The organism is Citrobacter sp. CK191, from assembly GCF_030333435.1.
GTDB classification, from domain to species: Bacteria; Pseudomonadota; Gammaproteobacteria; order Enterobacterales; family Enterobacteriaceae; genus Citrobacter_B; species Citrobacter_B koseri.
In genome coordinates this window covers 310734-336797 of record NZ_JAOWFX010000031.1, presented here as the reverse complement: position 1 = coordinate 336797, position 26064 = coordinate 310734, and the positions used below count along the sequence as shown (strand labels likewise).

Below are 26064 nucleotides of genomic sequence, written 5' to 3'. Positions count from 1 at the left end.
ACCCTTCTTCAGGCAACAGTTGGCCCTGACTCTCGTAAGAGCCTTTTTCAATTTTTGTTTTATTGCCCGGTGACGCTACGCTTACCGGGCCTACGGACCTGTCGGCCGGATAAGCAACGCACTATCCGGCAACTTACCGGGCTTACACCCGCCCGTAGCGATCGGCGAAGCGCACCACGTCGTCCTCTTCAAGGTACGAACCGGAGCGGACTTCAATCAGATCGAGCGGAATTTTTCCCGGATTCTCCAGGCAGTGGGTCGCCCCCAGAGGTATGTAGACAGACTCGTTTTCACCGAGCAGTTTGATTTCGCCGTTGATGGTGACTTTTGCCGTCCCTGCGACCACCACCCAGTGCTCCGCCCGATGGTGATGCATCTGCACGGAGAGCCCCTCGCCGGGTTTAACGGTAATACGTTTCACCTGATAACGGTCGCCGGCGTCGATAGAGTCGTATTTGCCCCACGGCCGGTAGACTTCACGGTGGATATGGTGCTCATGACGCCCGTCAGCTTTAATCTGCTCCACCACTTTTTTCACATCCTGCACCGCATTGCGATCGGCAATCAGCACCGCATCTTTGGTCTGTACAACCACCAGGTCTTTCACCCCGACGGTCGTCACCAGGCCCGACTCCGCATAAACGTAGCTGTTTTCCGTTTTATGGCTAATGACGTCGCCGTGATGCACGTTTCCCTCGGCGGTATGCGCGCTGATTTCCCACAGTGAAGACCAGGAACCCACGTCGCTCCAGCCGGCATCCATCGGCATAACCACCGCATCCGCCGTGCGCTCCATCACCGCGTAGTCCACCGACTCTTCCGGGCAGGCGAGGAACGCCTCTTCATCCACGCGGATAAAGTCGAGGTCGGGGTCAACGATGCTCATCGCGTTTTCGCAGGCGTCCAGAATATCGGGACGGTATTTTTTCAGTTCTTCCAGATAACGCCCGGCGCGGAACAGGAACATCCCGCTGTTCCAGTAGTAGTCGCCGCTCGCCACGTAGGCCTGCGCGGTTTCAAGATTGGGTTTTTCGACAAACTGCGCGACGTCAAAAGCGACCGCGTCTTGCTCGCCGGGAGAGACATCGCCGCGACGAATATAGCCATAGCCGGTTTCCGGCAGATCCGGCACGATGCCGAACGTGACCAGCTTACCCGCTTCGGCATACGGAATGGCGTTACGCACCGCGTCGCGAAATGCCCCTTCATCAGCAATGACGTGATCGGCCGCCAGTACCAGCATCAGCGGATCGCCTTCCGGGCTGTGGCGTTTCGCCGCCAACGCCGCCAGCGCAATCGCTGGCGCGGTATTGCGCCCGGCAGGTTCGAGAATAATGTTCTCCGTCAGTTTGTTTAGCTGGCGCAACTGTTCGGCGACAATAAAGCGGTGCTGCTCATTGCAGATCACCACCGGGCTTTCGCACTCCACGCCGTTCAGACGACAAATGGTCGTTTGCAGCATGGTGAGATCGCCCTTCAGGCAGAGAAACTGTTTTGGATAAAGTACACGAGAAAGCGGCCATAAACGGCTACCCGAGCCACCCGCCATCACGACCGGATAAAGTTTACGTTGACCCATGATTTATCCCCGAATATCTGTAATAAATTGACGTAACACGTTCTCTTTATCGAGCGTGCGTTCGGCATATTCGCATGCCACCGTGTTGTTCTCAGGCATGGCAAGCGCCTGGGTAATCCCCGTCACCAGCGCGTCGACCGATTCCGGTTCCACGCAAACGGCAATGCCGGGATAGTCGCGACAAAGCTGGCCGAGTTCAGTTTCCGGTTCAGCGGTAATCACCGCGTTGCCGCCCACCGCCAGAATATTGGTCAGTTTCGACGGCAAAACGGCATCCGCCGCGCCGCGCTTTTGCACCACCAGATGGCAATCGCCCATCTTCAGCAGCGCAGGTAAGGCTTCATAAGGCTGAAGCGGATAAAATTTGACGTTATCCAGGCCGCGCTCACGGGCCATTTTTTCCAGCCGCGCTTTGCCGCCGCCCTGCCCGACAATGACAAACAACCAGGGGCGATCGGTAAGACGCTCAGCAGCGTCAATCACGTTCTCAAGCCCTTGTTTTTCACCAATATTGCCAGAGTACAGAATGATTTTTTTATCATCCGGCAACCCCAACGTCTGGCGTAAGCGGGCCGCATCGCTAGCGGTCACGTCGCGAAAACGCGCCACTTCCGACCAGTTAGGGAAGAAAATCACCTTGTCTGCCGCGACCCCTTTCTCCTGCGCTTTATTCATCATTGAGCGGGAGATGGTGGAGACGTTATCGACGTTGTGCAGACCGCTGCGCTCGAACGCGGCGGCCAGTCGGGCAACCTTACCGCTCTTGCCTTGCCCGGCCAGCCCCAGACCGAGCATCGCATCCACCTCGTAGTCCTGAATATGCAGCAGCGTGCGCGCGCCGGAGAGTTTCGCCAGCAAACGCATACCCGGCGTGCAAAACAGCGTCGGCACCACGCCGATAATCCGATCCGGCTTCCAGCGTCGCTGCGCCATCAGCGGGAAGAAACTGCTCAGGGCGAAACTGCCCAGGTGCAGCAAGCGTTTCAGCGTCGATGGCTGCGTCGGAACATATAACGGGCAGCGCCAGACGGTGGCCGCCCCCTCTTCCCGGCGATAACGCCAGGAGGAATACTGCTCGCCCACTTTCCACTGCGGGTAATAAGGCGGCGCGGTGATCACCCGAACTTCATGCCCTTCACGCGCCATCCACTCCACCATCTCGCCGGTGTATTTACCGATGCCGGTTAGCTCCGGCGAGTAGTTGATGCCGTACACAAGGATTCTCATACGCTTCATCCTTCAACCTGACTCTGCGTTGGCTGCATCTGCTCACCCCTGCCGCCTTGATTCAGGCTGAATGATTTCGTGTAACATCCAGGCACCCCGGACTGACGATCCGCGAGGAAGTACGCCCGACTGTTGTCGTGAACGCTGGCGCTTGCCAGAAGCCGCTCAGGCGTCTGCCAGCGATAATCTTCATGTTGTTCATCAGGCAGATGCAGATCCGCCTGATTCACCTTCAGGCGAAAACCAAGCACAACGTAATGAGTGGTAAAGTCTTCGCCGGAGAAGTTATCGTCATAGAAGTGCTGCCAGACGCCATAAAACGCGCCTGCGGACAGCGGTAAACGCAGCCCCAGTTCCGCCTGAGTGAGACGCTCAAACGCTTTTTCCAGCGTCTCATCCTTCTGCACGCGCCCGCCCGGTACGAACCAGTAACCCTGCGCAGGGCGATTGGTGCGCTTGCCCAGCAGGAACTCGCCTCGCTCATTCTCCACGATCAAATCAATGGAGATCAGCGGCGTAGAGCGCACGACGGTAGCGAAATCTTCCTGACGTAAAAACATGTTTACCCCCGGAACCGGTGCTGGTTCTCAAGGAACCACTGGTAAGTGCTGGCAAGCCCGGCCTCCAGCGACACCTCGTGATACCAGCCAAGCTGATGCAGGCGCGTTACGTCGAGCAGTTTGCGCGGCGCACCGTCCGGTTTCGTGGCGTCAAACACCACCCGCCCTTTGTAGCCCACGACCTGAGCGATCGTTTGCGCCAGCTCCCGAATGGTGCAATCCACACCAGTACCGACGTTGATGTGCGAGAGCATCGGCTGCGTGTTCTCCTGCCACACTTCGCGATCCAGCTCCATCACATGGATGCTGGCAGCGGCCATATCATCCACATGCAGGAACTCGCGCATCGGTGTCCCGCTGCCCCATACCACTACATCCGGCGCGTTCTGCTCGGTCGCTTCATGGAAGCGACGCAGCAGCGCGGGAATGACGTGCGAATTACTCGGGTGGAAGTTGTCATGCGGCCCGTACAGGTTGGTCGGCATAACCGAGCGGTAATCGCGGTCAAACTGGCGATTCCAGGACTCACACAGTTTGATCCCGGCAATTTTGGCGATGGCATACGGCTCGTTGGTTGGTTCAAGCGACCCTTGCAGCAGTTCGCTTTCCGCCATCGGCTGTTTTGCCAGTTTGGGGTAGATACAGGAGGAACCGAGGAACAACAGCTTGTTCACGTTGTGCAGATGCGCGGCGTGAATGATGTTGCTCTCAATCATCATGTTCTCGTAGATGAAATCGGCCGGGTACGTATTGTTGGCGACAATACCGCCCACCTTCGCCGCCGCCAGATAAACCTGGTCAATGCGTTCTTCAGCGAAGAATGCCTGTACCGCCCGGCTGTCCAGCAAATTCAGCTCGTCGCGGGTGCGAAGCACCAGCTCCACATCCTCGCGCTGCGCCAGCTGTCTTACGATGGCGGAACCCACCATCCCGCGATGGCCCGCCACAAAAATACGTTGTTTCATCATCCTCAGGACTCCAGCGCGATGGCAACCTCGTAGCCATGAGATTTCAGCAAGGAATGTTTCTTCGCCGCTTCCAGGTCTTTCGCAACCATTTCAGACACCATCTCCTGGAGTGTGATCTCCGGTTTCCAGCCCAGCTTCTCGTGCGCTTTTGACGGGTCGCCCAGCAGGGTTTCCACTTCCGCAGGACGGAAGTAGCGCGGGTCAACGGCGATAATCACATCACCCGGCTTCACGCCCGGCGCGTCATGACCGGTGACAGAAACGACAATCCCTTTCTCTTCCACGCCTTCCCCTTCAAAGCGCAGTTTGATTCCCAGCTGTGCCGCCGCCATTTCGACGAACTGACGCACGGAGTACTGCACGCCGGTCGCGATCACGAAATCTTCCGGCGTCTCTTGTTGCAGCATCATCCACTGCATCTTGACGTAGTCTTTGGCATGGCCCCAGTCACGCAGGGAATCCATGTTGCCGAGGAACAGGCAGGACTCCAGCCCCTGAGCGATATTGGCAATCGCGCGGGTGATTTTGCGGGTCACGAAGGTTTCGCCGCGACGCGGAGATTCATGGTTGAACAGAATGCCGTTACAGGCGTAGATGCCGTAGGATTCGCGGTAGTTAACGGTGATCCAGTAGGCGTACAGTTTGGCGACGGCATACGGAGAGCGCGGATAGAACGGCGTGGTCTCTTTTTGTGGAATTTCCTGCACCAGACCGTACAGCTCAGAGGTGGAAGCCTGATAGAAACGGGTTTTCTTTTCCAGGCCCAGGAAGCGAATCGCCTCCAGCAGACGCAGCGTTCCCAGCGCATCTACGTCGGCGGTGTATTCCGGGGACTCAAACGAAACCGCAACGTGGCTCATTGCCCCCAGGTTGTAGACTTCATCCGGCTGCACTTCCTGCAAAATGCGGGTCAGGTTGGATGAGTCGGTCAGATCACCGTAGTGCAGATGGAATTTCGGGTTGCTGGCATGCGGGTCCTGATAGATATGATCCACGCGTTCGGTATTGAACGAAGACGCGCGACGCTTGATACCATGAACCTCGTAACCTTTCTCCAGCAGAAGTTCCGCCAGGTAAGAACCATCCTGCCCGGTTACGCCAGTAATGAGAGCGACTTTTGACATTTTATTTTCCTCAAATAGTCCCGTTAGGGAGTAACTTTCTCAACGCGCTCGCGCGTTACCACTGCGGGATTGCCACGGCAGATTGTGTTTGCCGGTAGCGATTTAAAAACACTGCTTCGCGCACCAACGACGGTGCCGTCGCCTATCGTTACGCCGGGAGCGACAAAGACATCCGTCGCCAGCCAGCATTTCTCGCCAATCACAATTGGCGTGGCGTTAATATCAAAATGGGCGCTGGCATAATCATGACTGCCGGTACATAAATAGCTTTTCTGCGAAATAACAGAGTGTGCGCCAATCGTAATGTCACCCAGCGTATATAAAACGGCGTCATCGCCGACCCAGGCGTAATCACCTAACGTCAATTTCCACGGATACGTAATTTTTACAGAAGGTCGGATGACTGCGTTTTTTCCTATTTTTGCGCCAAACATCCGTAATAAAAATGCGCGCCAGCGATACATCACCTGCGGCGACCAGCTAAATAACGTCGCCTGCACCGCCCACCATAATTGCACTTTTATTGCATTGCCGCCCCGGAACCCTTTCGGCACCGAGAAGCCGCTTAAATCCTGCATCATTTTTCCTTATATTCAGGCTTTGTTATATAAGGCTTTTGCTTTGCCAGTCGTTTTCAGACGTAATAAATAAGATAATTCCGCCCAGAATCCGGGGACGCGTAATATTTTACGCTGCACGTTTTTTGCATCCCGGCATAATTCCAGATTGTTTGAGGTTGACACGCCGCCCATAGAAAATTCAGACACCAACCCTTTGATTCGACGGAAAGGATAGCCTGATTTATAAAGACTGGCCGCCAGCGCGTAATCAGATGACACCTTATATTGCAGATCGTATGGATGTTTTTTCAGCCCTGCGGTCGGGAAGAAAATAGCCTGATGGCTGGCGGGTAAGCTGTGGTAGATATACCAGCCATGTTTGGCGCTTCGTCGGGTTTTATTTCCTTCACCAAAATCCAGCAACGCGTCGCCAATGTACATCGCGTCATCATTTTTTCGCCCCAGTTGACGGACAAAATCGGTGACATCTTCATGAAACACATCGCCGGAATTGAGGAAAAGAGTATAGCGCCCTTGCGCCATCGCAATGCCTTTGTTCATCGCGTCGTAAATGCCGCGATCTTTTTCACTCACGAAGCGTAAGTTAAACTCACCGTTGAGTTTTTCCAGAAACTGGGCGGTGCCGTCATCCGAACCGCCGTCCACGACAATCCATTCAAAGGTCAGGCTGGGATCGCGCGCCAGGTTGCGCAGCGAGCGCCAGGTGTTTACCACGCCGTCGTAATTACGAAAGGCGACAGTAACGACGCTAAGTAACATAAAACCACCTCGTCATGAATTCGTAATATTTAGCGCTTTGCGCAAAATAAAAGGACAAACGATTAAAAATGCATATTCCGGGCTAAATATCGAACCGGTAAAAAACAACGATACCGGCGTAAAGAGATAAAGCTGCACCCGAAAATTCTGATTATCGCCAAACGCATTCAGCGTCATTTTTAAGATTTTCCACATGTACCATGCGGTCAATAACACCGCGAACCATGAGAAATAAATAATCAGCAGATACAGGCCATTGTCTATTGTTTTCCCGACATCCGCACCGTTAAAAATTCCGAATGATGCGACATATTCATAAAGTGAGCCAAATCTGACTACGCCATCAATATGGGTCAACGAATAACCGACCATCACTAATGGCCCAACGATACGATAATACGATGACGAACCTTCCGTTCCTAAATCTCCAAGACGTTCAGCGATATAAGGAAACGCAAAAACCACACCGACTAAAAATACGCCCAACGAAATAATCGCCAGTGGCAATTTTTTCCTTATCGCATCCTTATTCAGATACTGAAATGCCCACTCCAGTAAGTAAAACAGGATAAAGGTCATTACCCCTGAAAATGATCCTGATAATATTATCCCTGCCAGAATCATAGCATCGGTCTTAGGGGTTTTGATACCAAACTGTTTGATGCTGAGCCAAATTGAGATTAACGCCAGAGCAAAAAACGCCGGTTCAAAATAGAGCGCAGTGGTTCGCTTACCGCCAAATTTAATAAAATTCAGCACATAGCTATTACTGTAAATAAGATATTTCGAAATTCCTTCCATTAAGCTGCTGCCGCCGGTAAGAATGATCTGCGCCATCTCAACTGCCGCCAGCGCCACCACAAACGCCACCACCATATAGAAAAAACGTAATATCTTGCGGTAGTTATGCGGGGAAACGGTTTTAAAGCGAATACTCCACACCATGCCGATAATGATGACGATGTAAACAAACAGCATCGTCGAGGTGACATATTTGCTGGCATCCAGCGACTGACCGAACAGGTAGTTAAACGCCGTCAGCCCTGCCCCCACGCCCAGCGCAATCATCAATTTTTTAATGCTGATGCGCTCAATGAACAACAACAGCAAAACGGGTAAAAAGGTGACGATGGTGATGGGGAAGCTTTCGCCCAGTTGGGCAATTTTGACGTTGACCAGCAGGTAGATCAGCGGCAGCAGCAGGTAACTACAGATTCTGATAGAACGAGACATACTCCTCCAGCATCTGTTGTCCGCTGTATGCGGTGCGGCTACGCTCGCAAAAGGCCTCCAGCGAGGCGCCAAATACGGCCTGGGCAATGTCGGATTTGCTCATCTGCACCAGGTTAAGCACCTCGTCTTCACTGAACGTTCGCCCGCCCGATTTTGCCAACACCTCCTGCGCCGCGTCGCTGTGCGTGGCGATCACCGGCACGCCGATAGATAACGCTTCACACAAAATCAGCGGGTAATTATCGACCCGGGAGCTGAACACCAGCGCATCCATCTGGTTAAGGGCGCTCATCAGCTTGCGTTTATCGGTTTCAAAGCCGTGATTCACCACGTTCTCACCATCGAAGGGGGAAAACTTACCGAAGGTGTGCAGCTCAATGTTGTTGCCTGCCGCCATCATGTCGCGCACCAGTTGTTGGTTTGTTTTGCCGTCATAGCGCAGATCGTGCGCCACCACGGCAATTTTCGGTTTGCCCTGGCGCTCGCTCACCGGCGACAGTTCGGACAGAATCGCTTCGGTCGCCACATCAATGCCATTGTTGATAATGCGACAACGCCCTGCCCCGTACAGGCTGTTAAACGCCTCCGCCACATGCTGGCTGGGCGAGATAAACTGACAGCCCAGCGAGAGCATCTGCTGAAACAGCTGCCGCTTGCCCACCACCAGCTGGTGCGCTCTGTCCACTTTTACCGGCGGATAATTGGTCAGCGTCGGGCATTTCTGGCAGCCGCTTTTCCAGCCTTCACAGCCGTCGGTAAAGGCACAGCGTCCGGTCACGCTCCAGTGATCGTGCAGCGTCCAGACCAGCCTCACGTCCGGCTTGTGGTTTTTCACCTTCTCGCAGAAAGCGACAACCTCTGCCAGATTCAGCCAGTAGCTGTGCAGCACATGAAAATGCAGCACCAGCGGGCCGGGTGTCCGGGTCACTTTGCGGTACAGGTTATCGAGATTGCCAAAGAGGTCGCGGTTAAACAGACGAAACAGCGCGATATTGGCGACCGATGTCAGACGCGGCGTCTGTTTAATCACATGCGGGTAGTTGCTGTGGCTGACGCTTTTCTTCCCGCCTTTGCCATAGCCATAGACAAAGTGCGAGGTCAGGCCTTTTTGTAGCGCGCGCAGGTGCAGGTCTAATGCCACGCCCGCCGCGCCGCCTTCCGCCAGTCGAACATTAAATTGCAGAATATTCATTTAATTACCTTCACTCGCGCCTTCTCTCCCACTACCAGCGCGTTATCGGGAACCGTGTCGAGCACCACGCTGCCCGCCCCGATAGTCACGTTATTGCCGATGGTGATATCCCCCAGCAAAATGACGTTAGCGCCCAGCTCAACGCCGTTACCAATGACCGGGCACGCCAGGCTGTCGCCGCCCCGGTTGCCGATGGTGACGCCATGACGCACGGTGAAGTCGTCGCCCGCGACAACATGCTTATTGATCACGACGGCATAACCGTGATGGATGGTGAAGCGTCGGCCGATGGTTGCGGCAGCCTGAATTTCGTAACCAAACAGGCATTCGGTTATCAGGCGGTACAGCACCAGCACCGGCGCGGCCCACAGGTTATTCAGCACATTTTTTTTGCGCCAGACGGAACAAAAATGGGCGACACGGTAGGCCAGCACCATGCAGCACGGGCGCAGACTCCAGCTGTTTGCGCGTAGATCCTCCAGCATCCTTAACGCCCCCGCAGTCCGTCAGCCAGGCGTTTGCCGTTACGCACAGAAAACAGCGTCAGCAACGTGCGCCAGGTCATTCGCTTATTGCGGATCTGGTACAGCGTAAACAGCTGATACTTTTTGCTGGCGCGGTCGAATTTGTCTTTATGCTTGCGGTAGAAATGGAAGTAGCCGGAGAACTTTTTCGGCGAGGAGGTGATCTGCATTTCACCGTGATTGATGTGCAGAATCTGCGTCGCCTCTTCCACTTTCCACGGTTCGCCGTACTCAACCACCATGCGCAGGAAAATATCGTAGTCCTGCGCGGCTTTCAGTTCGGTATCAAACAGGCACTCTTTAAAACGCCAGGCCCAGGTAAAGACCTGATTGCCAATGATATTGCGTTTATAAAAAAGACGGCGTGAGTACGGCGATTTCGGGTACAACGGCAGACTGGCCGGCTGCGAGTAAACCTCACCTTCGCAGACATAGTCATTGGCGTATAAAAACGCGTGCGTTACCAGCTGATGCTTATGTTCAAGGAACACGCTCAGACGATTCGGCGTCCATTCATCATCATCATCGATCCCGGTGATGTACTGCCCCTTCGCCTGCATAATGGCCTGATTACGCACCGCGCAGGCGCCGGAATTAATCGCATTGTGGGTGTAGCGCACGCGCGGGTCGTTTAACCCTTCAACAAACTGCTGCAACTGCTCATACGATGAGGAGCAGTCATCCACAATGATCATTTCCCAGTGGGTATAGTCCTGGCGCAGCACCGATTTAATCGCGCGAATCGCCAGTTGCTGCCGATTCCAGGTTGGCATGTAGATCGAAATCAGTGGGTTGTCTATTGTCATTCTCATTCCCCGGATAGTGTCGGATGGCGGTGTAAACACCTTATCCGGCCTACAGTCACCAGCAATTTTGTCGGCCCTGTAGGCCTGATAAGCGCAGCGTCATCAGGCGACTTATTATTTTGAATCCGACTTGTATTCGTACTCGTAGTAACCGTAATCCTGATAACCGGTCGCCCGTCGGAAGATGGAGTTGAGGATTACGCCTTTTACCGGAATGCCGTTCTGCTCAAAGCGGCTCAGGCTGGTTTCCACCTCTTTTAATGTGTTAACGGCGTAACGCGCCACCATCAGCGTGGTGCCGACATGCCGTCCGACGATCGCCGCATCGGTCACCGCCAGAATCGGCGGCGTATCGATTAAGACCAGGTCATAGTGCGCGCTGGCCCAGGCAATCAGCTCGCCAAAGCGCTCGCTCATCAGCAGTTCCGACGGGTTAGGCGGCACCTGTCCGCGCGGCACCAGATCGAAATGCGGGATGGAAGTGGGTTTAGCGCAGGAGGCGATATCCCCTTTGCCCACCAGAATGTCGGACAGACCATTCACGTTGTTGGTGCCCAGCAGCTCGTGGGTATAGCCTTTACGCATATCGCAGTCGATCAGCAGCACGCGTTTGTTGGTCTGGCTGATGACCGCCGCCAGGTTGGCGCAGACAAAGGTTTTGCCGATAGACGGGCTGACCCCGGTCAACATCAGCACATTGTTTTGCGCCTGCATCATGGCGAAATGCAGGCTGGTACGCAGGCTACGCACCGCTTCAATCGCCAGATCGGTTGGATTCCCCACCGCCAGCAACTGGCTCTGTTTGTAGCGCTTAACGCCCTTAATCGTTTTGACGTTATCGCGCGCTTTCTGCCACTCCGACAGAGGAATACTGGCATAGACGCTGATGCCGTGTTCTTCGAGCACCTGCGGACTTTCAATCCCTCGGTTAAACAGCGAACGCAGCAACACGCCGACGATAGAGAGCATCAGGCCAAGAATAATGCTGCCAAGAATAATCAGCGCTTTTTTCGGCTTCAGCACGCCCGGCTGGGCAATCGCCGGGTCAACAATACGCACATCCCCGACGGTACTGGCCTCGGTGATCTTCAGCTCCTGCTGCTTGTTCAGCAGTTGCATATAAACCTGCTGACCGGATTCGACGTCGCGCGTTAGACGCACAATTTCCTGCTGCGTTTTCGGCATGGCCGTCACCCGCCCGTTCAGTTTGGCTTTTTCGTCTTCCAGCGCTTTACGTTTTTCCAGCAGCGTACGGTAAGCCGGATGCGCTTTAGTAAACAGCTTGGAGATTTCCGCCTCTTTGAAGGTCAGTTCGTTAAGCTGGGCGTCGATATTCACCATCGAATCCAGCACCGCCTTGGCCTCCAGCGGTAAGTCCACGGAGTCTTTATCCTGACGGAAGGCGTTGAGTTTATTTTCCGCGACGTCCAGGCGACTGCGCACTTCCGGCAACTGTTTCGCCAGGAACGCCAGACTTTTCGCCGCTTCCGCAGATTTCCGCTCAACGTTCTGTTCGAGATAGTTGCGGGTGATGCTGTTGAGAATATCGCGGATCTGATCCTTGTCTTCACCGGTGAAGGCCAGGCTCAATACGCCGGTATCTTTGCCGTTTTCCGTCACGGTCAGGTTGTTTTGCAGATTGTTGATCATCCCAAGCGTGGAGAATTTAGTGACGGTAAATTCACTGTCCGGGCGGGCATGGATAGCGCTCACCATCATCGTCACGCCGTCTTTACTCAGCAGTTGCCCGGCCTGACCGCGCGCGCTAAAGCCGCCGTCGCTGGTCAGTTCGTAGGTTTTGTCACTCAGCACGTTAAGCGTGAAAACCTGCTCGCCCATCTCTTTTGGACGGGTGAACGTTGTCACTTTCACCGTCTCATTCTGCCGCCCCATCAGGCGCTCCCAGCCTGCGCCAAACAGAGGGAAAGTGTTTTTGGTGACGGAGATATCCAGGTCGAGATCGTCAACGGTTTTCCCCAGAACCAGACGCGACTGAATCAGCTGAATTTCTGCTTCTGATGCTGGCGGTTTATTGGCCAGCGCAGAGCCAATATCCTGCACCAGCGAGTTACCGGTATTTTGCTCGATTTGCACCAGCGCGTCGGCGCTGTAAATCGGCGTGGCGAATAGCGTGTAAATCACCGCGCACAGCGCAAATACCGCCGTAATGCCAAGCACCCACCAGCGCGCTTCAATGACGGTTCCCACCAGGCGACCGATATCGATTTCATCACTGCCCGTTACCGGAGCGGCAAGCTGTTTTACTTTTTCTGTCATTGTTATACCTGCTCTGCGTTCAATGCCTGCGCCCATTGGCGAGCAGACCTTTCAAGTAATGTGTACACCGCTTCAAACGCCTCGCGACTTTTGCGATACGGGTCGGGTATTTCACGCTCGCTGTCCCAGTGGCCGAACAACATCACTTTCCCGCGCATCTCTGGCGCCATCTCGCACAGTCTGGCGATATGGCGTTTTTCCATCGCCAGAATCAGGTCATAATCCCGGCACATACGCCCGGAGATCTGGCGGGCGCAATGACCTTCAAGAGAGAGGTTATGCGCCGCCGCCACGCTGACCGCCGACCGGTCGGCGCCCCTTCCCACCAGCGCGCCCAGCCCGGCGGACTCCACCGTTAACGACGGGTGATAACTTTTCAGCAAGCGCTCTGCCGTCGGGGAACGGCAAATGTTCCCCACGCAAACAACTAAGATTTTGTTAAACATGACGTTTACCAGTTATGAATGTCGCTGGCCGTATCCGTCATATAACGGACACCGCTGATGGTCGGCAGCAACTGATTGATCAGACGGTTCCAGCGCGCAACCGGTGCGGTCGTGACGTACACCACATCGTAAGGTTGCAGTCGGAACTCCGTCGCCATCACCAGAGAGGTGGCATCAGACATATCAAGCTGATAAATATTGGCGATCTTGCCATTGCGTCCGCCCTCGCCTTTCAGCGGTCGAATCACGAAGATGCCGCTGGCATTGGAGGTGGTCAGGTCGATACCTTCCGCCGTACCCAATGCTTCGGTGAGCGTCATACCGCTGAAGTCCATTTTGAGGGTGCTCTGTTTCTTCACTTCACCCATTACGAAGACTTTCAGATCGTCATTACGCGGTACAAACAGGATGTCTCCAGGGTAGAGCAACCGGTTCTGGCTGAGATCGCCGTTTTGCATCAGCGCCTGCAAAGAAATTCGCTGCTCCTGGCCATTGTGCGTCAGCACGACGTTGCGCCAGTCGGCGTTTTCGGTCAGACCACCTGCGGCGTTGATGGCATCAAGAACGGTGAGCGGCACGTTGGTGATCGCCTGCTGGCCGGATTTATTCACCTGCCCGGAGACATACGCCTTCTGCGAGCGGAAAGCGGCGATATTAACGTCCACCTGCGGGTCAGCAATGTACTTCGCTAAGCGCCCGGTAATATCACTGCGAATTTCACCCAGCGTTTTGCCCACCACAGTCACTTTGCCGATGTAGGGATAAAACATGGTGCCATCAGGTTGAACCCAGTTGCCGGTATCACTGGAGCTACGGTACTGCCCGGCGGGCGTGGTCAGTTCCGGGTGATCCCAGACCGTCACATTCAAAACATCGCCTGGGCCGACGCGGTACTGGTAGCTTGAGATCTCCTGGTCCAGTGACATATTGGGCTGCGCCACATTTGGACGTGGTCGTAATTGCTCCACCAGGCGCGGCGTCAACGGATAGACATTCACCATACGGTCGAGATCAAAATCAGCGTCTTGCTGTTTGATCACGTCTTTACCCATCGTAGACATATTGCTGCCCGGAAGTACTGTGCAACCACTTATCAAGGTTACCGACACCAATAATGGCATCAATTTCATTTTGGATTTCATCATTGATTATTTATCACTTTGGCAGAGTAATTATCCCGTGCAATTTAAATAGCGACTTCGCCTGTACACATTTACATTGCAGTTAATTGAAAAGAAATTTAACTGGCATCAGTCCTAAAAAATTTGGATTCATCCGTAGGCTATTGACAGAATAATTCAGACTTGTCACCAGGTTATCAGACACGCTACCGCCCTTGGCTTTTTAGCTACCAATACACTGATTAATTTAGGTTTTTATAATCCTCTTTATTTCCTCTTCTTCGCGACAGAGAAACATCACAGGAAATAAGAAAGTTACTCAGTAATGGCCTGCTTGACGGCGACAGGATATTTTTGTTGCCCACCATTAATGCTGCAAGAATTGTTGCAGTTAACGTAATAGCAGGCAAGGTAACAAGCCTGTACTTCACCCTTTTTAAGATTAATATTAAGCGTGGCGAAATTATAATTTTAGGATTTTATTGATGTTGACAAATTCTATATTTAACGCCCAACCTGCGATATTTCCGAAATATATCCACATTCAAAAAATCGTACCATATGGAAACTTTATGGTTATTTTTCCGCCACGTTTTCAGCATAAAAGCCTGATATAAAAGAAAGAGAAATGACGTTATGTCATTGCATTTTGCGCCAGCTTTATCCATGATCGAATTGTGACAACTGTCATATAACGAAAGGTATTATTCTCACTATGGAATGGATTGCCGATCCATCAATCTGGGCCGGACTCGTCACGCTTATCGTCATCGAGTTAGTCCTCGGCATTGATAACCTGGTCTTTATTGCCATCCTCGCTGAAAAACTGCCGCCTGCGCAGCGCGATCGTGCGCGCATTACCGGGCTGCTGTTAGCGATGATCATGCGCCTGCTGTTGCTGGCGTCTATATCGTGGCTGGTCACGCTGACGAAGCCTCTCTTTAGCATACGCGACCTGAGCTTCAGCGCCCGGGATCTGATTATGCTGTTTGGCGGTTTCTTCCTGCTCTTTAAAGCCACGATGGAGCTCAACGAGCGGCTGGAGGGGAAAGACAGCGATAACCCCACCCAACGCAAAGGGGCGAAATTCTGGGGCGTGGTGGCGCAAATTGTGGTGCTGGACGCCATCTTCTCCCTCGACTCGGTCATTACCGCCGTGGGGATGGTCGAACACCTTGCGGTGATGATGGCGGCGGTGATTATCGCCATCAGCCTGATGCTGCTGGCCAGTAAATCCCTGACCCGGTTTGTGAACAGCCACCCAACCATCGTGATCCTCTGCCTCAGCTTCCTGCTGATGATCGGCTTCAGCCTGGTGGCGGAAGGGTTTGGCTTCCATATTCCGAAAGGTTATCTGTACGCCGCGATCGGCTTCTCGGTGATGATTGAAGCGCTGAACCAACTGGCGATCTTCAACCGTCGTCGCTTCTTATCCGCCAACCATACGTTGCGCCAGCGCACCACCGAAGCGGTGATGCGTTTGCTCAGCGGGAAAAAGGAGGATGCCGAGCTGGATGCTGACACCTCCGCTATGCTGGCGGATCATGACGACAGCCAGATTTTCAACCCGCAAGAGCGGCAGATGATTGAGCGGGTGCTGAACCTCAACCAGCGCACCGTCAGCAGTATCATGACCTCGCGCCATGATATTGAGCACATCGATCTCGACGCGCCTGAAGAGGAAATTCGCGCCCTGCTGGAAAAAAACCAGCATACGCGTCTGGTAGTGACCGGAGAGGACGAACAGGAAGAGTTGCTTGGCGTGGTGCATGTCATCGACCTGCTACAGCAATCGCTGCGCGGCGATCCGCTCGATCTGCGGGCGTTGATCCGTCAACCGCTGGTGTTTCCTGAAACGCTGCCGCTGCTTCCGGCGCTGGAGCAGTTCCGTAACGCCCGCACGCATTTTGCTTTTGTCGTGGATGAGTTTGGTTCCGTTGAAGGGATCGTAACCCTGAGCGACGTCATGGAAACCATCGCCGGTAATCTGCCGAACGAAGTGGAAGAGATCGACGCCCGTCACGATATTCAGAAAAACCCGGACGGCTCCTGGACCGCCAACGGCCATATGCCGCTGGAAGATCTGGTGCAGTACGTTCCGCTGCCGCTGGATGAGAAACGCGAGTACCACACCATCGCGGGGTTGTTGATGGAATACCTGCAACGCGTGCCGAAAACCGGAGAAGAGGTTCAGGTGGGAGATTACCTGTTGAAAACCTTGCAGGTTGAGAGTCACCGCGTACAGAAAGTACAGATTATACCGTTACGTAGCAATGACGAGTTAGATTACGAGGTGTAAGGCTGAACGGCATGCCGGGTGGCGGATGACGCCTTACCCGGCCTACGGTTGTGTCGTTGTAGGCCTGATAAGCGCAGCGCCATCAGGCGTAGGGTGTTGCCGGATGGCGGCGTAAACGCCTTACCCGGCCTACAAATGTTGTCTGTTTTCACAGCCGGCATTCAGATTCGCTTACAGCTTATCCAGCAGCTTCTTCACGTCTTTACCGTTGCGGGTCTCTTTATTACGATCCGCCCAGTCGCTCAGACGACGTTTTGCTTCATCCTGCAAATGCTTACGCAGAATCTGGTCAACCTGGAGATTGTAATTCAGCGCCTGCCACTTACCGTATACGCGCAGCGGAACCGGCGTCTCTTTCAGGAAATCAATCAGCTTGCTTTCACCTGTCCAGCCGCCCAGCACGCGCACGTTAAACTGCGTGTCGCAGGTCTGCTCAACAAGATTCAACGCGCCATTACCGGAAACCGCCAGTATTGCAGACTGCCCTTCCATGCTGCCCAGCGTGAGCTTACCGTTATCCAGCGTCAGGTCGGTGACAAAGCGATCCAGGCGGGTCGCGTTATCAAAATTCTGCTGCGATTGCTGCACATCGCCACCGCTACGCGTTACCGCCTGCTGCACCAGTTGCTGGAAGTTCATCCCTTCCATACGCGTGTCGCGCATTTCAACATGCGCCTGCCCTTGCCAGCTGTGACGAAACGCCTGGGCGTCAATATCCGCGCCGGAAAAATCACCCGCCAGCGACATTTTGCCGGTCAGCGCGATGGGATAGTCAAACGCGTTCAGAATCGTGCCAATTTCCACATCTTCAAGGCGCGGCTGGAACACGGCGCGCGGATTTGCCGCTCTCGCGTCCAGCGTACCGGGCAGAGAAATCTCACCGCCGTCGAGTTTCCCCTGCAACTCGACGATATTCAGCAAACCGGCCTGATTCGTCATTTTCGCCGACACGTCGGTAAACGCCATGCCACGCCACTGCGCGTTATCCGCCCGCAGAGAGAGGGCCGCAGAAAACCCTTTTAGCCCCTGATAAGCGGGTTCATCAACGCGGGACGCGATAACCGGCCGCGGCCGCGTCGACTGCTGCCCCGTTTGCGCCACGTTTTTGGATGTGCTTGCCACGTCATTTCGCGGAAGAAGGTTATCCAGATTCAGCTTGCCAAATTGCAGATCGATCGCCCATTCCGGCTCATCGCTCAGCGTCACCTGAGCCTGTCCGGTCAGGGTGCTGTCGTTGGCGGTTAAACTGAGCTGACTGAAAGAGAGCCTTTTTTGCCCTTCCTGCCACTGCGCCTGTAATTGCCCCTGGCCCTGAATACCCTGTTTCGGTAAATCGGCTCCCTGCAACTGCCAGTTGAGCTGCTCGATACCGGCCGTTAGGTTGTGCGGATAGTCAGACGCATCGACCGTTCCGTTGAAGGAGAGCGAGAGATCGCGCTGATCGCGGTTCACCCGCCCGGAAAAATCAAACGTCCCGCGATGCTGTTCATCCTGCTCCATTTGCAGGCGAATATCGCGAACCGTAATTTGCTCGTCGTCTTCATGCTGGAACACCAGCACGCTGTCAGCAACGCGTAAGCTGCTGATATCAAAAGACCAGCCACGGTCTTCCGGGACATCCGGCAGCGTATTGTCTTTTGGCGCAACAGGCGCGTCTTCCCGGCGCGCCGCTTCCGTCTGCGGCGTCAACTGGATGACCGCGCCTTTGAGCATCACCTGTTCAACCTTCAACTGATGACTAAGAAGCGGCCACAGCGCAACGTCCAGGCGCATATTGTCGGCCCGAACCAGGGGTTCGCTGGCGCCTTCCGCCGTCAACGCCATCCGTCCAGAGAGGATGCTGAGTTGAGGCCATACGTGCCAGCGCAGAGGGCCATCCAGTTGCAGTTGATATCCGCTACGCGCAGCGACCTGCTGCACCATATACGCGCGGAAATCATTCGGATTCACCAACATCACCAACGCCGAGAAACCGGCCACCAGCACGACCAGGAGAATCATCAGCGTCGTCAGAAATCGTCTCATGCTATCCTCAGTGGAGCAGACTCAGTCTTTGTCAATCCGGCTGGCAACAGCGCCTTGCTGATCGCGGTATTTCGCATCCTGGCGACGGTTATAAGGGCGTGCGGCAGGGCCGGAGAGCGGCTCAAAGCTCAGGGCGCCAATCAGCATTCCCGGACGCAGGGCCAGCGGTAATTTCCCGGAGTTGTAGAACTCCAGAACGATGCAACCGGACCAGCCGGGATCGATACGGTGCGCGGTAACGTGCACCATCAGCCCAAGACGCGCCAGCGAGGAACGGCCATCCAGCCACCCCACGAGATCCGGCGGCAGCGTGACGGACTCAAAGGTCACGGCCAGCGCCAGCTCGCCCGGATGAAGATAAAACGCGTCGCCTTCATCCAGCACGATTTCATCGCTCATCACGCGATCCAGCGCAGCGCTGACCTCATCCTTCGGGCCGCTTAAATCAATAAACGCAGCCGTGTGGCCACGAAATGTACGAAATTTATTGCCAAGGCGCACATCCACCGTCGCGCCATTAATACGCTCAACAGGAGGACGCGGGTTGATCGACAAGCGGCCTTCATCCAGCCAGGCTTCAATATCTCGGTCACACAAACGCATGGCACTTTCTCCTTTCGTGCATCAGGCCCTTAACGTTCAACGCGTCAAGGGCGAACCAGGTTATCACTGAACGGTACACAATTCGCTGGGCTTATTCAAAGAACTGACTGATTTTCGCTTTCAGAATATCAATCGCGATGCGGTTCTTACCGCCGCGCGGTACGATAATATCGGCGTATTGCTTGGAAGGTTCAATAAATTGCAGGAACATCGGGCGTACGGTTTTCTGGTACTGCGCCATCACCGAATCCATTGAACGCCCACGCTCGTTGACGTCGCGCTTAATACGGCGCATCAGGCAGATATCCAGCGGGGTATCGACAAAAATGGAGAAGTTCATCTCTTCACGCAAACGCGCGTCCGTCAGCAGCAAAATCCCTTCAAGAATAATGACTTTTTTGGGCTCGACGCGAACGGTTTCCTGCATGCGGGTATGTTCAACATAGCTGTATACGGGCAATTCAATCGCCGAACCGCGCTTGAGCGCTTGCAGATGCTGGAACAGCAAACTGTGATCCATCGCATTAGGATGGTCGTAGTTGGTTTTTACACGCTCTTCCATCGACAGATGACTTTGATCTTTGTAATAGCTGTCTTCGGGAATAACGCCGATATGTTCATCACCCACTTGTTCACGCAATTCGCGATAAAGGGTACTGGCAATAAGACTCTTGCCGGAAGCCGATGCGCCAGCAATACCGATAATGACGCACTGATGAGACTGAACAGTCATAAATTTAGCGACCTGATTAACCTGGATGTTAGGGAGGGCGACGCCGAAGCGTCAAACGCGGCAATTATAGGGATTTCAGCGGCACGATACCAGTCGAGATAACAGAACGCTAAATTGCCGTCCATCTCTCCCTGTCGCAAATTAAAATGCTTATTTTTAAAGCAGCTGCCGGATTTATTCGTTTATGCCGGAATTAATCCCCCGGAGATGTCAAATTATGAGCCGCTGACGTATAAATCGTAAATTGTTTGTACTAGCATGATCCTGAATGAAAACTGACGCGTCCGGGCCCTCCGCGACGGCAAGGGCTATTCGGATAACGTGGTAATGAGTAAACAAACCCAACATGTTTTAGTTACCTTGCCTCACCCTCTACTGCGTCTCGTCAGTTTAGGTCTGCTCACCTTTATCTTTACACTCTTCTCGCTGGAACTGTCGCGTTTCGATACACCGCTGGCGCCGCTGTGGTTCCCGACGTCAATCATGATGGTCGGTTTTTATCGCCACGCAGGACGGATGTGGCCGGGGATCGCACTGGTCTGTTCCCTCGGCAGCATAAGCGCGTCACTCGTTTTTTCTCCTGCCGGTTCGCTGAATTTTGGCTGGACGGCGATCAATATTATTGAAGCGGTGGTCGGCGCAATCCTGTTACGTAAGCTACTGCCCTGGTATAACCCCTTACAAAATCTGAATGACTGGCTCCGCCTGGCGACGGGCAGCGCGGTGATTCCACCGTTACTGGGAGGCGCGCTGCTCTGGCTGCTGATGCCCGAAGGGACACCAGTAAAAACATTTTTGATTTGGATTCTGTCCGAGTCTATCGGCGCGCTGGCGCTGGTGCCATTAGGCTTGCTGTTTAAACCGCGCTACCTGCTTCGCCATCGCGATCCCCGCTTACTGCTTGAAACGCTGCTTACGCTGACGATAACGCTGGGGCTAAGCTGGCTCTCTATGCTGTACGTCCCGTGGCCTTTCACCTGCATTATCGTTCTGCTGATGTGGAGCGCGATACGTCTGCCGCGTATGGAAGCGTTTCTGATCTTCCTCGCCACCGTCATGATGACGTCGCTGATGCTGGCATCCGACCCGGCGCTGCTGTCAACGCCCAAAACATACGCCATGATGAACGTTCCCTGGCTGCCGCTTTTAATGATCCTGCTGCCCGTCAACATCATGACAATGGTGATGTATGCGTTTCGGGCGGAACAAAAAAATATCACGGAAAGCGAATTACGCTTTCGTAACGCGATGGAATATTCCGCGATCGGCATGGCGTTAGTGGGCACCGAAGGCCAATGGCTACAGGCCAACAAGGCATTGTGTCAGTTTCTTGGCTACAGCCAGGATGAACTGCGCGCCCTCACCTTTCAACAGCTTACCTGGCCTGAGGATCTGCATAACGACCTTGAACAGCTGAATATGCTGGTGCGCGGCGATATCAACAGCTATTCCATGGAGAAACGCTATTACACCCGCGACGGCGATGTGGTCTGGGCATTACTGGCCGTTTCACTGGTTCGCCATAGCGACAACACCCCGCTCTATTTCATTGCGCAAATTGAAGATATCAACGACCTGAAACATACCGAACGGGTAAACAAGCGCTTGATGGAGCGGATTACGCTGGCGAACGAAGCGGGCGGTATCGGCATCTGGGAATGGGAACTGCGGCCTGACGTGATCAGTTGGGATAAGCGCATGTTTGAGCTGTATGAGGTTCCGCCGCATATCAAACCCACCTGGCAACTCTGGCACGACTGCCTGTTGCCGGAAGACCGCGCGCCGACGGAAAAGATCATCCGCGAGTCTCTGGCGGCACGTCTCCCCTTTAAGCTCGAATTCAGGATTGGCGTAAAAGATGGCATCCGGCATATCCGCGCCCTGGCGAACCGGGTGCTGGATAAAGACGGCGACGTGGAACGCCTGCTTGGCATCAACATGGACATGACCGAAGTCAAGCAGCTTAACGAGGCGCTGTATCAGGAAAAAGAGCGCCTGCACATTACGCTGGACTCCATCGGGGAAGCGGTTGTCTGCATTGACGTCGATATGAACGTAACCTTTATGAACCCTGTCGCCGAAAAGATGAGCGGCTGGCAGCAGGAGCATGCGATCGGCATCCCGCTGCTGACGGTATTGCGCATCACTTTTGGCGATAACGGCCCGCTGATGGAAAATATCTATAGCGCGGATATGTCGCGTTCCGCCATTGAGCAGGATGTGGTGCTTCACTGTCGCAACGGCGGTCGCTACGACATTCATTACAGCATTACGCCGCTCAGTACGCTGGACGGCGGGAATATCGGCTCCGTACTGGTCATTCAGGACGTCACGGAATCGCGGAAAATGCTGCGCCAGCTCAGCTACAGCGCCTCTCATGACGCCCTCACCCACCTGGCTAACCGGGTCAGTTTTGAAAGCCATCTGAAAGAAATCCTGCTTACGGTACGCGATACGCGCCAGCATCATGCGCTGGTCTTTATTGATCTTGACCGCTTTAAAGCCGTTAACGACAGCGCCGGGCATGCCGCAGGCGATGCGCTGCTTCGCGAACTGGCCGCCTTAATGCTCAGTATGCTGCGTTCCAGCGATATGCTGGCCCGCCTGGGCGGGGACGAATTTGGCCTCCTGCTGCCGGATTGCAATATCGACAGCGCACGCTTTATTTCTACGCGGATCGTCAACGCGATTAATGAATACCGCTTTACGTGGGAAGACCGCGAACACCCCATTGGCGCCAGCGCCGGAATCACGCTAATCAATAACGCCAATCGTCTGGCGGCAGACGTGATGTCCCAGGCGGATATCGCCTGCTATGCCTCTAAAAACAACGGTCGGGGACGTGTCACCGTGTACGAAGCGCAGCAGGAACAGGCGCACAGCGAGCGGGAAGTCACGTCTCAGGATGAACAATGGCGCATAATCAAAGATAATCCTCTATTGATGATCGCCCGTGGGGTCGCGTCGCCGCGCATCCCTGAAACGTGCGGTTTTTGGCTGATCTCGCTGCGGCTGTGGACCAGCGACGGCGAAATCATGGAGGAGCAGGCATTCCGCGCAGGGCTAACCGATCCCGAACTCAGCCACGCGCTCGATCGTCGCGTGTTTCAGACATTTTTCCAGCACGCGGCATCCACCGTCGCCAGTAAGGGGGTGAGCATCGCCCTGCCGCTTTCCGCCGCCGGACTCAGCCGCGCAACATTCATTGATGAGCTGCTCGAACAGCTGGAGCGCAGCCCACTTCCGCCGCGCTTATTGCATCTGGTTATCCCGGCACATGTCCTGATGCAAGAGTCCGATAAGGCCATACCCGCGATACAGATACTGCGTCAGGCGGGCTGTCGCATTGTTCTCAGCCAGGTCAACCGTGACCTGGCGCTTTTCGATTGCTTAAGCGCCCACATGGCTGACTACCTGTTGCTTGATAGCGAACTCTGCGCCAGCCTTCACGGTAATTTAATGGATGAAATGCTGGTATCGATTATTCAGAGCCATGCGCAGCGGCTGGGCGTCAGAACCATTGCCGGCCCGGTACAAATGCCGCTGATCATGGATGCGCTTTCCGGTATTGGCATCGATCTGATTTACGGCGACGTCATTGCCGATGCCCAGCCGCTGGATCTGTTACTGAACACCAGTTATTTCGCCATCAACTGACGGCTGCCAGCCATCCGTATACCAGATATGCAGCAACGCGTAGGAACGCCAGGGTTTCCAGCGCTCCGCATAACGGCGGATTTGCGCGGGCGTCATTCCCGAAAACCGCTGTTTAATCAGATAATCATCCGGCAAAAAGATATCTTTCGCCTGCCAGCCGCGCAGCGCGAAGTAGTTGGCCGTCCAGCGCCCAATCCCAGGAAAGGTTTGCAGGTTTTTCACCCCCAGCGCAATATCCGGCGGCGCGGACGTCTCTAACGTTCCATCCAGCGTCGCACGCGCCAGATGGATCAGCGCTTCTGCGCGTTTAAGCGGCATCCCCAGTGCTTTAAGCGCGAATGGGTCCGCCGCCGCCAGCGTTTGCGGCGTGGGGAAACAGACATACTCCGGCGCATCGGCAAGCACATCGCCATAACAACGGGCGACTTTCGCCGTCAGCTTTGCCGCCATCGCCACGCTGACCAGTTGCCCGAGTATCGCCCTTACGCCCTGTTCGAAGGCATCCACCGAGCCGGGCAGGCGCAATCCCGGTCGCGCAGCCCCCAGACTGCCGAGCGCGTCGGCAATCTGATCGGGGTTACAGCGCAGATCGAACAGGCGTTCAATTTTTGCCAGACATTCTTCGGCGACGGGCAACAAGCCCGCGCTCAGGGTTACGCGCAGCGTATGCGTCTGGTGCTCCGGTACAACGGCGATCAGTCCCCGATGTTCTCCCGTCGCCAGACTGCGAACGTAACGCGCGGGCTCAACCGTTTCGACGCCGCTCACCGCACGCGCGGCGAGAAAACCCAACATCCAGGACCAGTCATAAGGCGGCTGCCAGCTTAGGATATACATTGCGACTCCTGTTTTTATTCTCCTTCAGCATAAACGCTATTCAAACGCCGCGCCTTGCTTTCATATTCCAGTTGTCGGGATTACAACATTTCGTTAAAGTCACGCCCCTTCTTCACTGGCATGGGGATTATTAAGGTGTTTATTGGTTTTGACTACGGCACGGCAAACTGTTCCGTTGCCGTCATGCGCGACGGGCAACCGCAGTTGCTAAAAATGGAAAATAACAGCACGCTGTTGCCCTCAATGCTTTGCGCCCCGACGCGTGAAGCCGTCAGCGAGTGGCTGTACCGCCATCACGCGGTTTCGGCGACGGATGACGAAACGCAGGCGCTGTTGCGGCGCGCAATGCGCTACAACCGTGAAGAAGATATTGAGGTCGGCGCAGGCAGCGTGCAGTTCGGGCTGGCTTCGCTGAGCCACTACATTGACGACCCGGAAGAGGTTTACTTCGTTAAATCGCCAAAATCCTTCCTCGGCGCTAACGGCCTAAAACCGCAGCAGGTTGCGCTGTTTGAGGATCTGGTTTGCGCGATGATGTTGCACATCCGTCATATGGCGCAAACGCAGTTGCCGGAAAGCATCACACAGGCGGTGATTGGTCGACCAATTAACTTTCAGGGGCTGGGTGGCGATGAGGCTAACCGCCAGGCGCAAGGCATTCTGGAACGCGCGGCAAAACGCGCCGGTTTTCAGGATGTCGTCTTCCAGTTTGAACCGGTTGCGGCGGGTCTGGATTATGAAGCCACGTTGCAGGAAGAGAAGCGCGTACTGGTGGTGGATATTGGCGGCGGGACGACCGACTGTTCATTGCTGCTGATGGGGCCGCAGTGGCATCAGCGCGCTGACCGCGCCTCCAGCCTGCTCGGGCACAGCGGCTGTCGCGTGGGCGGTAACGACCTGGACATCGCGCTGGCGTTTAAACACCTGATGCCGTTGCTGGGCATGGGCGGCGAAACCGAAAAAGGCATCGCATTGCCGGTTCTGCCGTGGTGGAACGCTGTCGCGATCAATGATGTTCCCGCACAGAGCGATTTCTACAGCAGCGCCAACGGTCGCCTGCTCAACGAGCTGGTTCGGGACGCCCGCGATGCGGATAAAGTCGCGCTGCTGCTTAAAGTCTGGCGTCAGCGCCTCAGTTATCGTCTGGTACGCAGCGCGGAGGAGAGCAAAATCGCCCTGTCCGGGCAGCCCGATATCCTCACCACGCTGCCGTTTATCAGCGATGAGCTGGCGACGTCTGTCAGTCAGCAGGGGCTGGAAGCCGCGCTGAGCCAGCCGCTGGCGCGTATACTGGAGCAGGTACAACTGGCGCTGGACAATGCGCAGGAAAAACCGGATGTCATCTATCTGACCGGCGGCAGCGCACGCTCACCGCTGATCAAAAACGCGTTGGCGGAGCAGTTGCCGGGCATTCTGATTGCTGGCGGCGATGACTTCGGCTCCGTCACCGCCGGTCTTGCGCGCTGGGCGGACGTCGTATTTCGTTAACCGCCTCGCAAGCTGAGCGGCTTGC

Annotated in this window: 20 protein-coding genes and 1 pseudogene; 3 read left to right on the top strand and 18 right to left on the bottom strand. The window is 54.8% G+C overall.

Going from position 1 to position 26064, the window contains the following annotated elements; genetic code table 11:
- Positions 1 to 142: 142 nt before the first annotated feature.
- From cpsB to OGV82_RS13060, 14 genes and pseudogenes are all read right to left on the bottom strand, one after another.
- Positions 143 to 1579 carry a mannose-1-phosphate guanyltransferase gene (cpsB, locus tag OGV82_RS13125; protein ID WP_012131712.1) on the bottom strand — a complete coding sequence of 479 codons (1437 nt, stop codon included), beginning with the start codon at positions 1577 to 1579 and terminating at the stop codon, positions 143 to 145.
- A gap of 3 nt (positions 1580 to 1582) precedes the next feature.
- Positions 1583 to 2806 carry a colanic acid biosynthesis fucosyltransferase WcaI gene (wcaI, locus tag OGV82_RS13120; protein ID WP_047462609.1) on the bottom strand — a complete coding sequence of 408 codons (1224 nt, stop codon included), beginning with the start codon at positions 2804 to 2806 and terminating at the stop codon, positions 1583 to 1585.
- A gap of 86 nt (positions 2807 to 2892) precedes the next feature.
- Positions 2893 to 3366, bottom strand: a pseudogene (locus tag OGV82_RS13115) (GDP-mannose mannosyl hydrolase); the annotation flags it as partial.
- Positions 3367 to 3368: 2 nt separating this feature from the next.
- Complete coding sequence (fcl, locus tag OGV82_RS13110; RefSeq protein WP_047462602.1) at positions 3369 to 4334, bottom strand: GDP-L-fucose synthase; 966 nt, start codon at positions 4332 to 4334, stop codon at positions 3369 to 3371.
- Positions 4335 to 4336: 2 nt separating this feature from the next.
- Positions 4337 to 5458 (bottom strand): GDP-mannose 4,6-dehydratase, encoded by a 1122-nt coding sequence (gmd, locus tag OGV82_RS13105; RefSeq protein ID WP_012131708.1) that lies wholly within the window; start codon positions 5456 to 5458, stop codon positions 4337 to 4339.
- A gap of 23 nt (positions 5459 to 5481) precedes the next feature.
- Positions 5482 to 6036, bottom strand: coding sequence for a colanic acid biosynthesis acetyltransferase WcaF (gene wcaF, locus OGV82_RS13100; protein WP_047462599.1), 555 nt, complete (start codon positions 6034 to 6036; stop codon positions 5482 to 5484).
- A 15-nt stretch (positions 6037 to 6051) separates the two neighbouring features.
- Positions 6052 to 6798: a colanic acid biosynthesis glycosyltransferase WcaE gene (gene wcaE / locus OGV82_RS13095; protein WP_012131706.1), complete on the bottom strand. Its 747-nt coding sequence runs from the start codon at positions 6796 to 6798 to the stop codon at positions 6052 to 6054.
- A gap of 12 nt (positions 6799 to 6810) precedes the next feature.
- Positions 6811 to 8031, bottom strand: coding sequence for a colanic acid polymerase WcaD (gene wcaD / locus OGV82_RS13090; protein ID WP_012131705.1), 1221 nt, complete (start codon positions 8029 to 8031; stop codon positions 6811 to 6813).
- Positions 8006 to 9223, bottom strand: a complete 1218-nt coding sequence (gene wcaC / locus OGV82_RS13085) for a colanic acid biosynthesis glycosyltransferase WcaC (RefSeq protein WP_047462595.1) — start codon at positions 9221 to 9223, stop codon at positions 8006 to 8008. Before wcaC ends, wcaD begins: the two co-directional genes overlap by 26 nt.
- On the bottom strand, positions 9220 to 9708 hold the full coding sequence (wcaB, locus tag OGV82_RS13080; protein ID WP_047462592.1) for a colanic acid biosynthesis acetyltransferase WcaB: 489 nt from the start codon (positions 9706 to 9708) through the stop codon (positions 9220 to 9222). The genes wcaC and wcaB overlap by 4 nt, the downstream gene beginning before the upstream one ends.
- Positions 9709 to 9710: 2 nt before the next feature.
- On the bottom strand, positions 9711 to 10553 hold the full coding sequence (gene wcaA, locus OGV82_RS13075; RefSeq protein WP_024130193.1) for a colanic acid biosynthesis glycosyltransferase WcaA: 843 nt from the start codon (positions 10551 to 10553) through the stop codon (positions 9711 to 9713).
- A 114-nt stretch (positions 10554 to 10667) separates the two neighbouring features.
- On the bottom strand, positions 10668 to 12830 hold the full coding sequence (gene wzc / locus OGV82_RS13070; protein WP_012131701.1) for a tyrosine-protein kinase Wzc: 2163 nt from the start codon (positions 12828 to 12830) through the stop codon (positions 10668 to 10670).
- A 2-nt stretch (positions 12831 to 12832) separates the two neighbouring features.
- Positions 12833 to 13276: a low molecular weight protein-tyrosine-phosphatase Wzb gene (wzb, locus tag OGV82_RS13065; protein ID WP_012131700.1), complete on the bottom strand. Its 444-nt coding sequence runs from the start codon at positions 13274 to 13276 to the stop codon at positions 12833 to 12835.
- 5 nt (positions 13277 to 13281) lie between these two features.
- Entirely contained in the window at positions 13282 to 14421 is a 1140-nt protein-coding gene (locus OGV82_RS13060; RefSeq protein ID WP_012131699.1) for a polysaccharide export protein, read from the bottom strand.
- 691 nt (positions 14422 to 15112) lie between these two features.
- Between OGV82_RS13060 and OGV82_RS13055 the strand changes: the two genes are divergently transcribed.
- Positions 15113 to 16696 carry a TerC family protein gene (locus OGV82_RS13055; RefSeq protein ID WP_101743978.1) on the top strand — a complete coding sequence of 528 codons (1584 nt, stop codon included), beginning with the start codon at positions 15113 to 15115 and terminating at the stop codon, positions 16694 to 16696.
- A gap of 171 nt (positions 16697 to 16867) precedes the next feature.
- Here the strand turns inward: OGV82_RS13055 and asmA are convergent, their stop codons facing one another.
- The 3 genes from asmA to udk all read right to left on the bottom strand — a co-directional run bounded on the left by asmA (position 16868) and on the right by udk (position 20057).
- Positions 16868 to 18721 carry an outer membrane assembly protein AsmA gene (gene asmA / locus OGV82_RS13050; RefSeq protein ID WP_012131693.1) on the bottom strand — a complete coding sequence of 618 codons (1854 nt, stop codon included), beginning with the start codon at positions 18719 to 18721 and terminating at the stop codon, positions 16868 to 16870.
- 21 nt (positions 18722 to 18742) lie between these two features.
- Positions 18743 to 19324: a dCTP deaminase gene (dcd, locus tag OGV82_RS13045; protein ID WP_012131692.1), complete on the bottom strand. Its 582-nt coding sequence runs from the start codon at positions 19322 to 19324 to the stop codon at positions 18743 to 18745.
- 91 nt (positions 19325 to 19415) lie between these two features.
- Positions 19416 to 20057 carry a uridine kinase gene (gene udk, locus OGV82_RS13040; protein ID WP_024130192.1) on the bottom strand — a complete coding sequence of 214 codons (642 nt, stop codon included), beginning with the start codon at positions 20055 to 20057 and terminating at the stop codon, positions 19416 to 19418.
- 327 nt (positions 20058 to 20384) lie between these two features.
- Here udk and OGV82_RS13035 point away from each other — a divergent pair, with 327 nt between their 5' ends.
- On the top strand, positions 20385 to 23714 hold the full coding sequence (locus tag OGV82_RS13035; RefSeq protein ID WP_012131688.1) for a diguanylate cyclase: 3330 nt from the start codon (positions 20385 to 20387) through the stop codon (positions 23712 to 23714).
- On the opposite strand, the gene alkA is transcribed toward OGV82_RS13035, so the two are convergent.
- Complete coding sequence (gene alkA / locus OGV82_RS13030; protein ID WP_012131687.1) at positions 23682 to 24551, bottom strand: DNA-3-methyladenine glycosylase 2; 870 nt, start codon at positions 24549 to 24551, stop codon at positions 23682 to 23684. The two genes, OGV82_RS13035 and alkA, sit on opposite strands and share 33 nt — an antisense overlap.
- Before the next feature lie 135 nt (positions 24552 to 24686).
- On the opposite strand from alkA, the gene yegD reads away from it, so the two are divergent.
- Positions 24687 to 26039: a molecular chaperone gene (gene yegD / locus OGV82_RS13025; protein ID WP_047463986.1), complete on the top strand. Its 1353-nt coding sequence runs from the start codon at positions 24687 to 24689 to the stop codon at positions 26037 to 26039.
- The last annotated feature ends 25 nt before the right edge of the window (positions 26040 to 26064 follow it).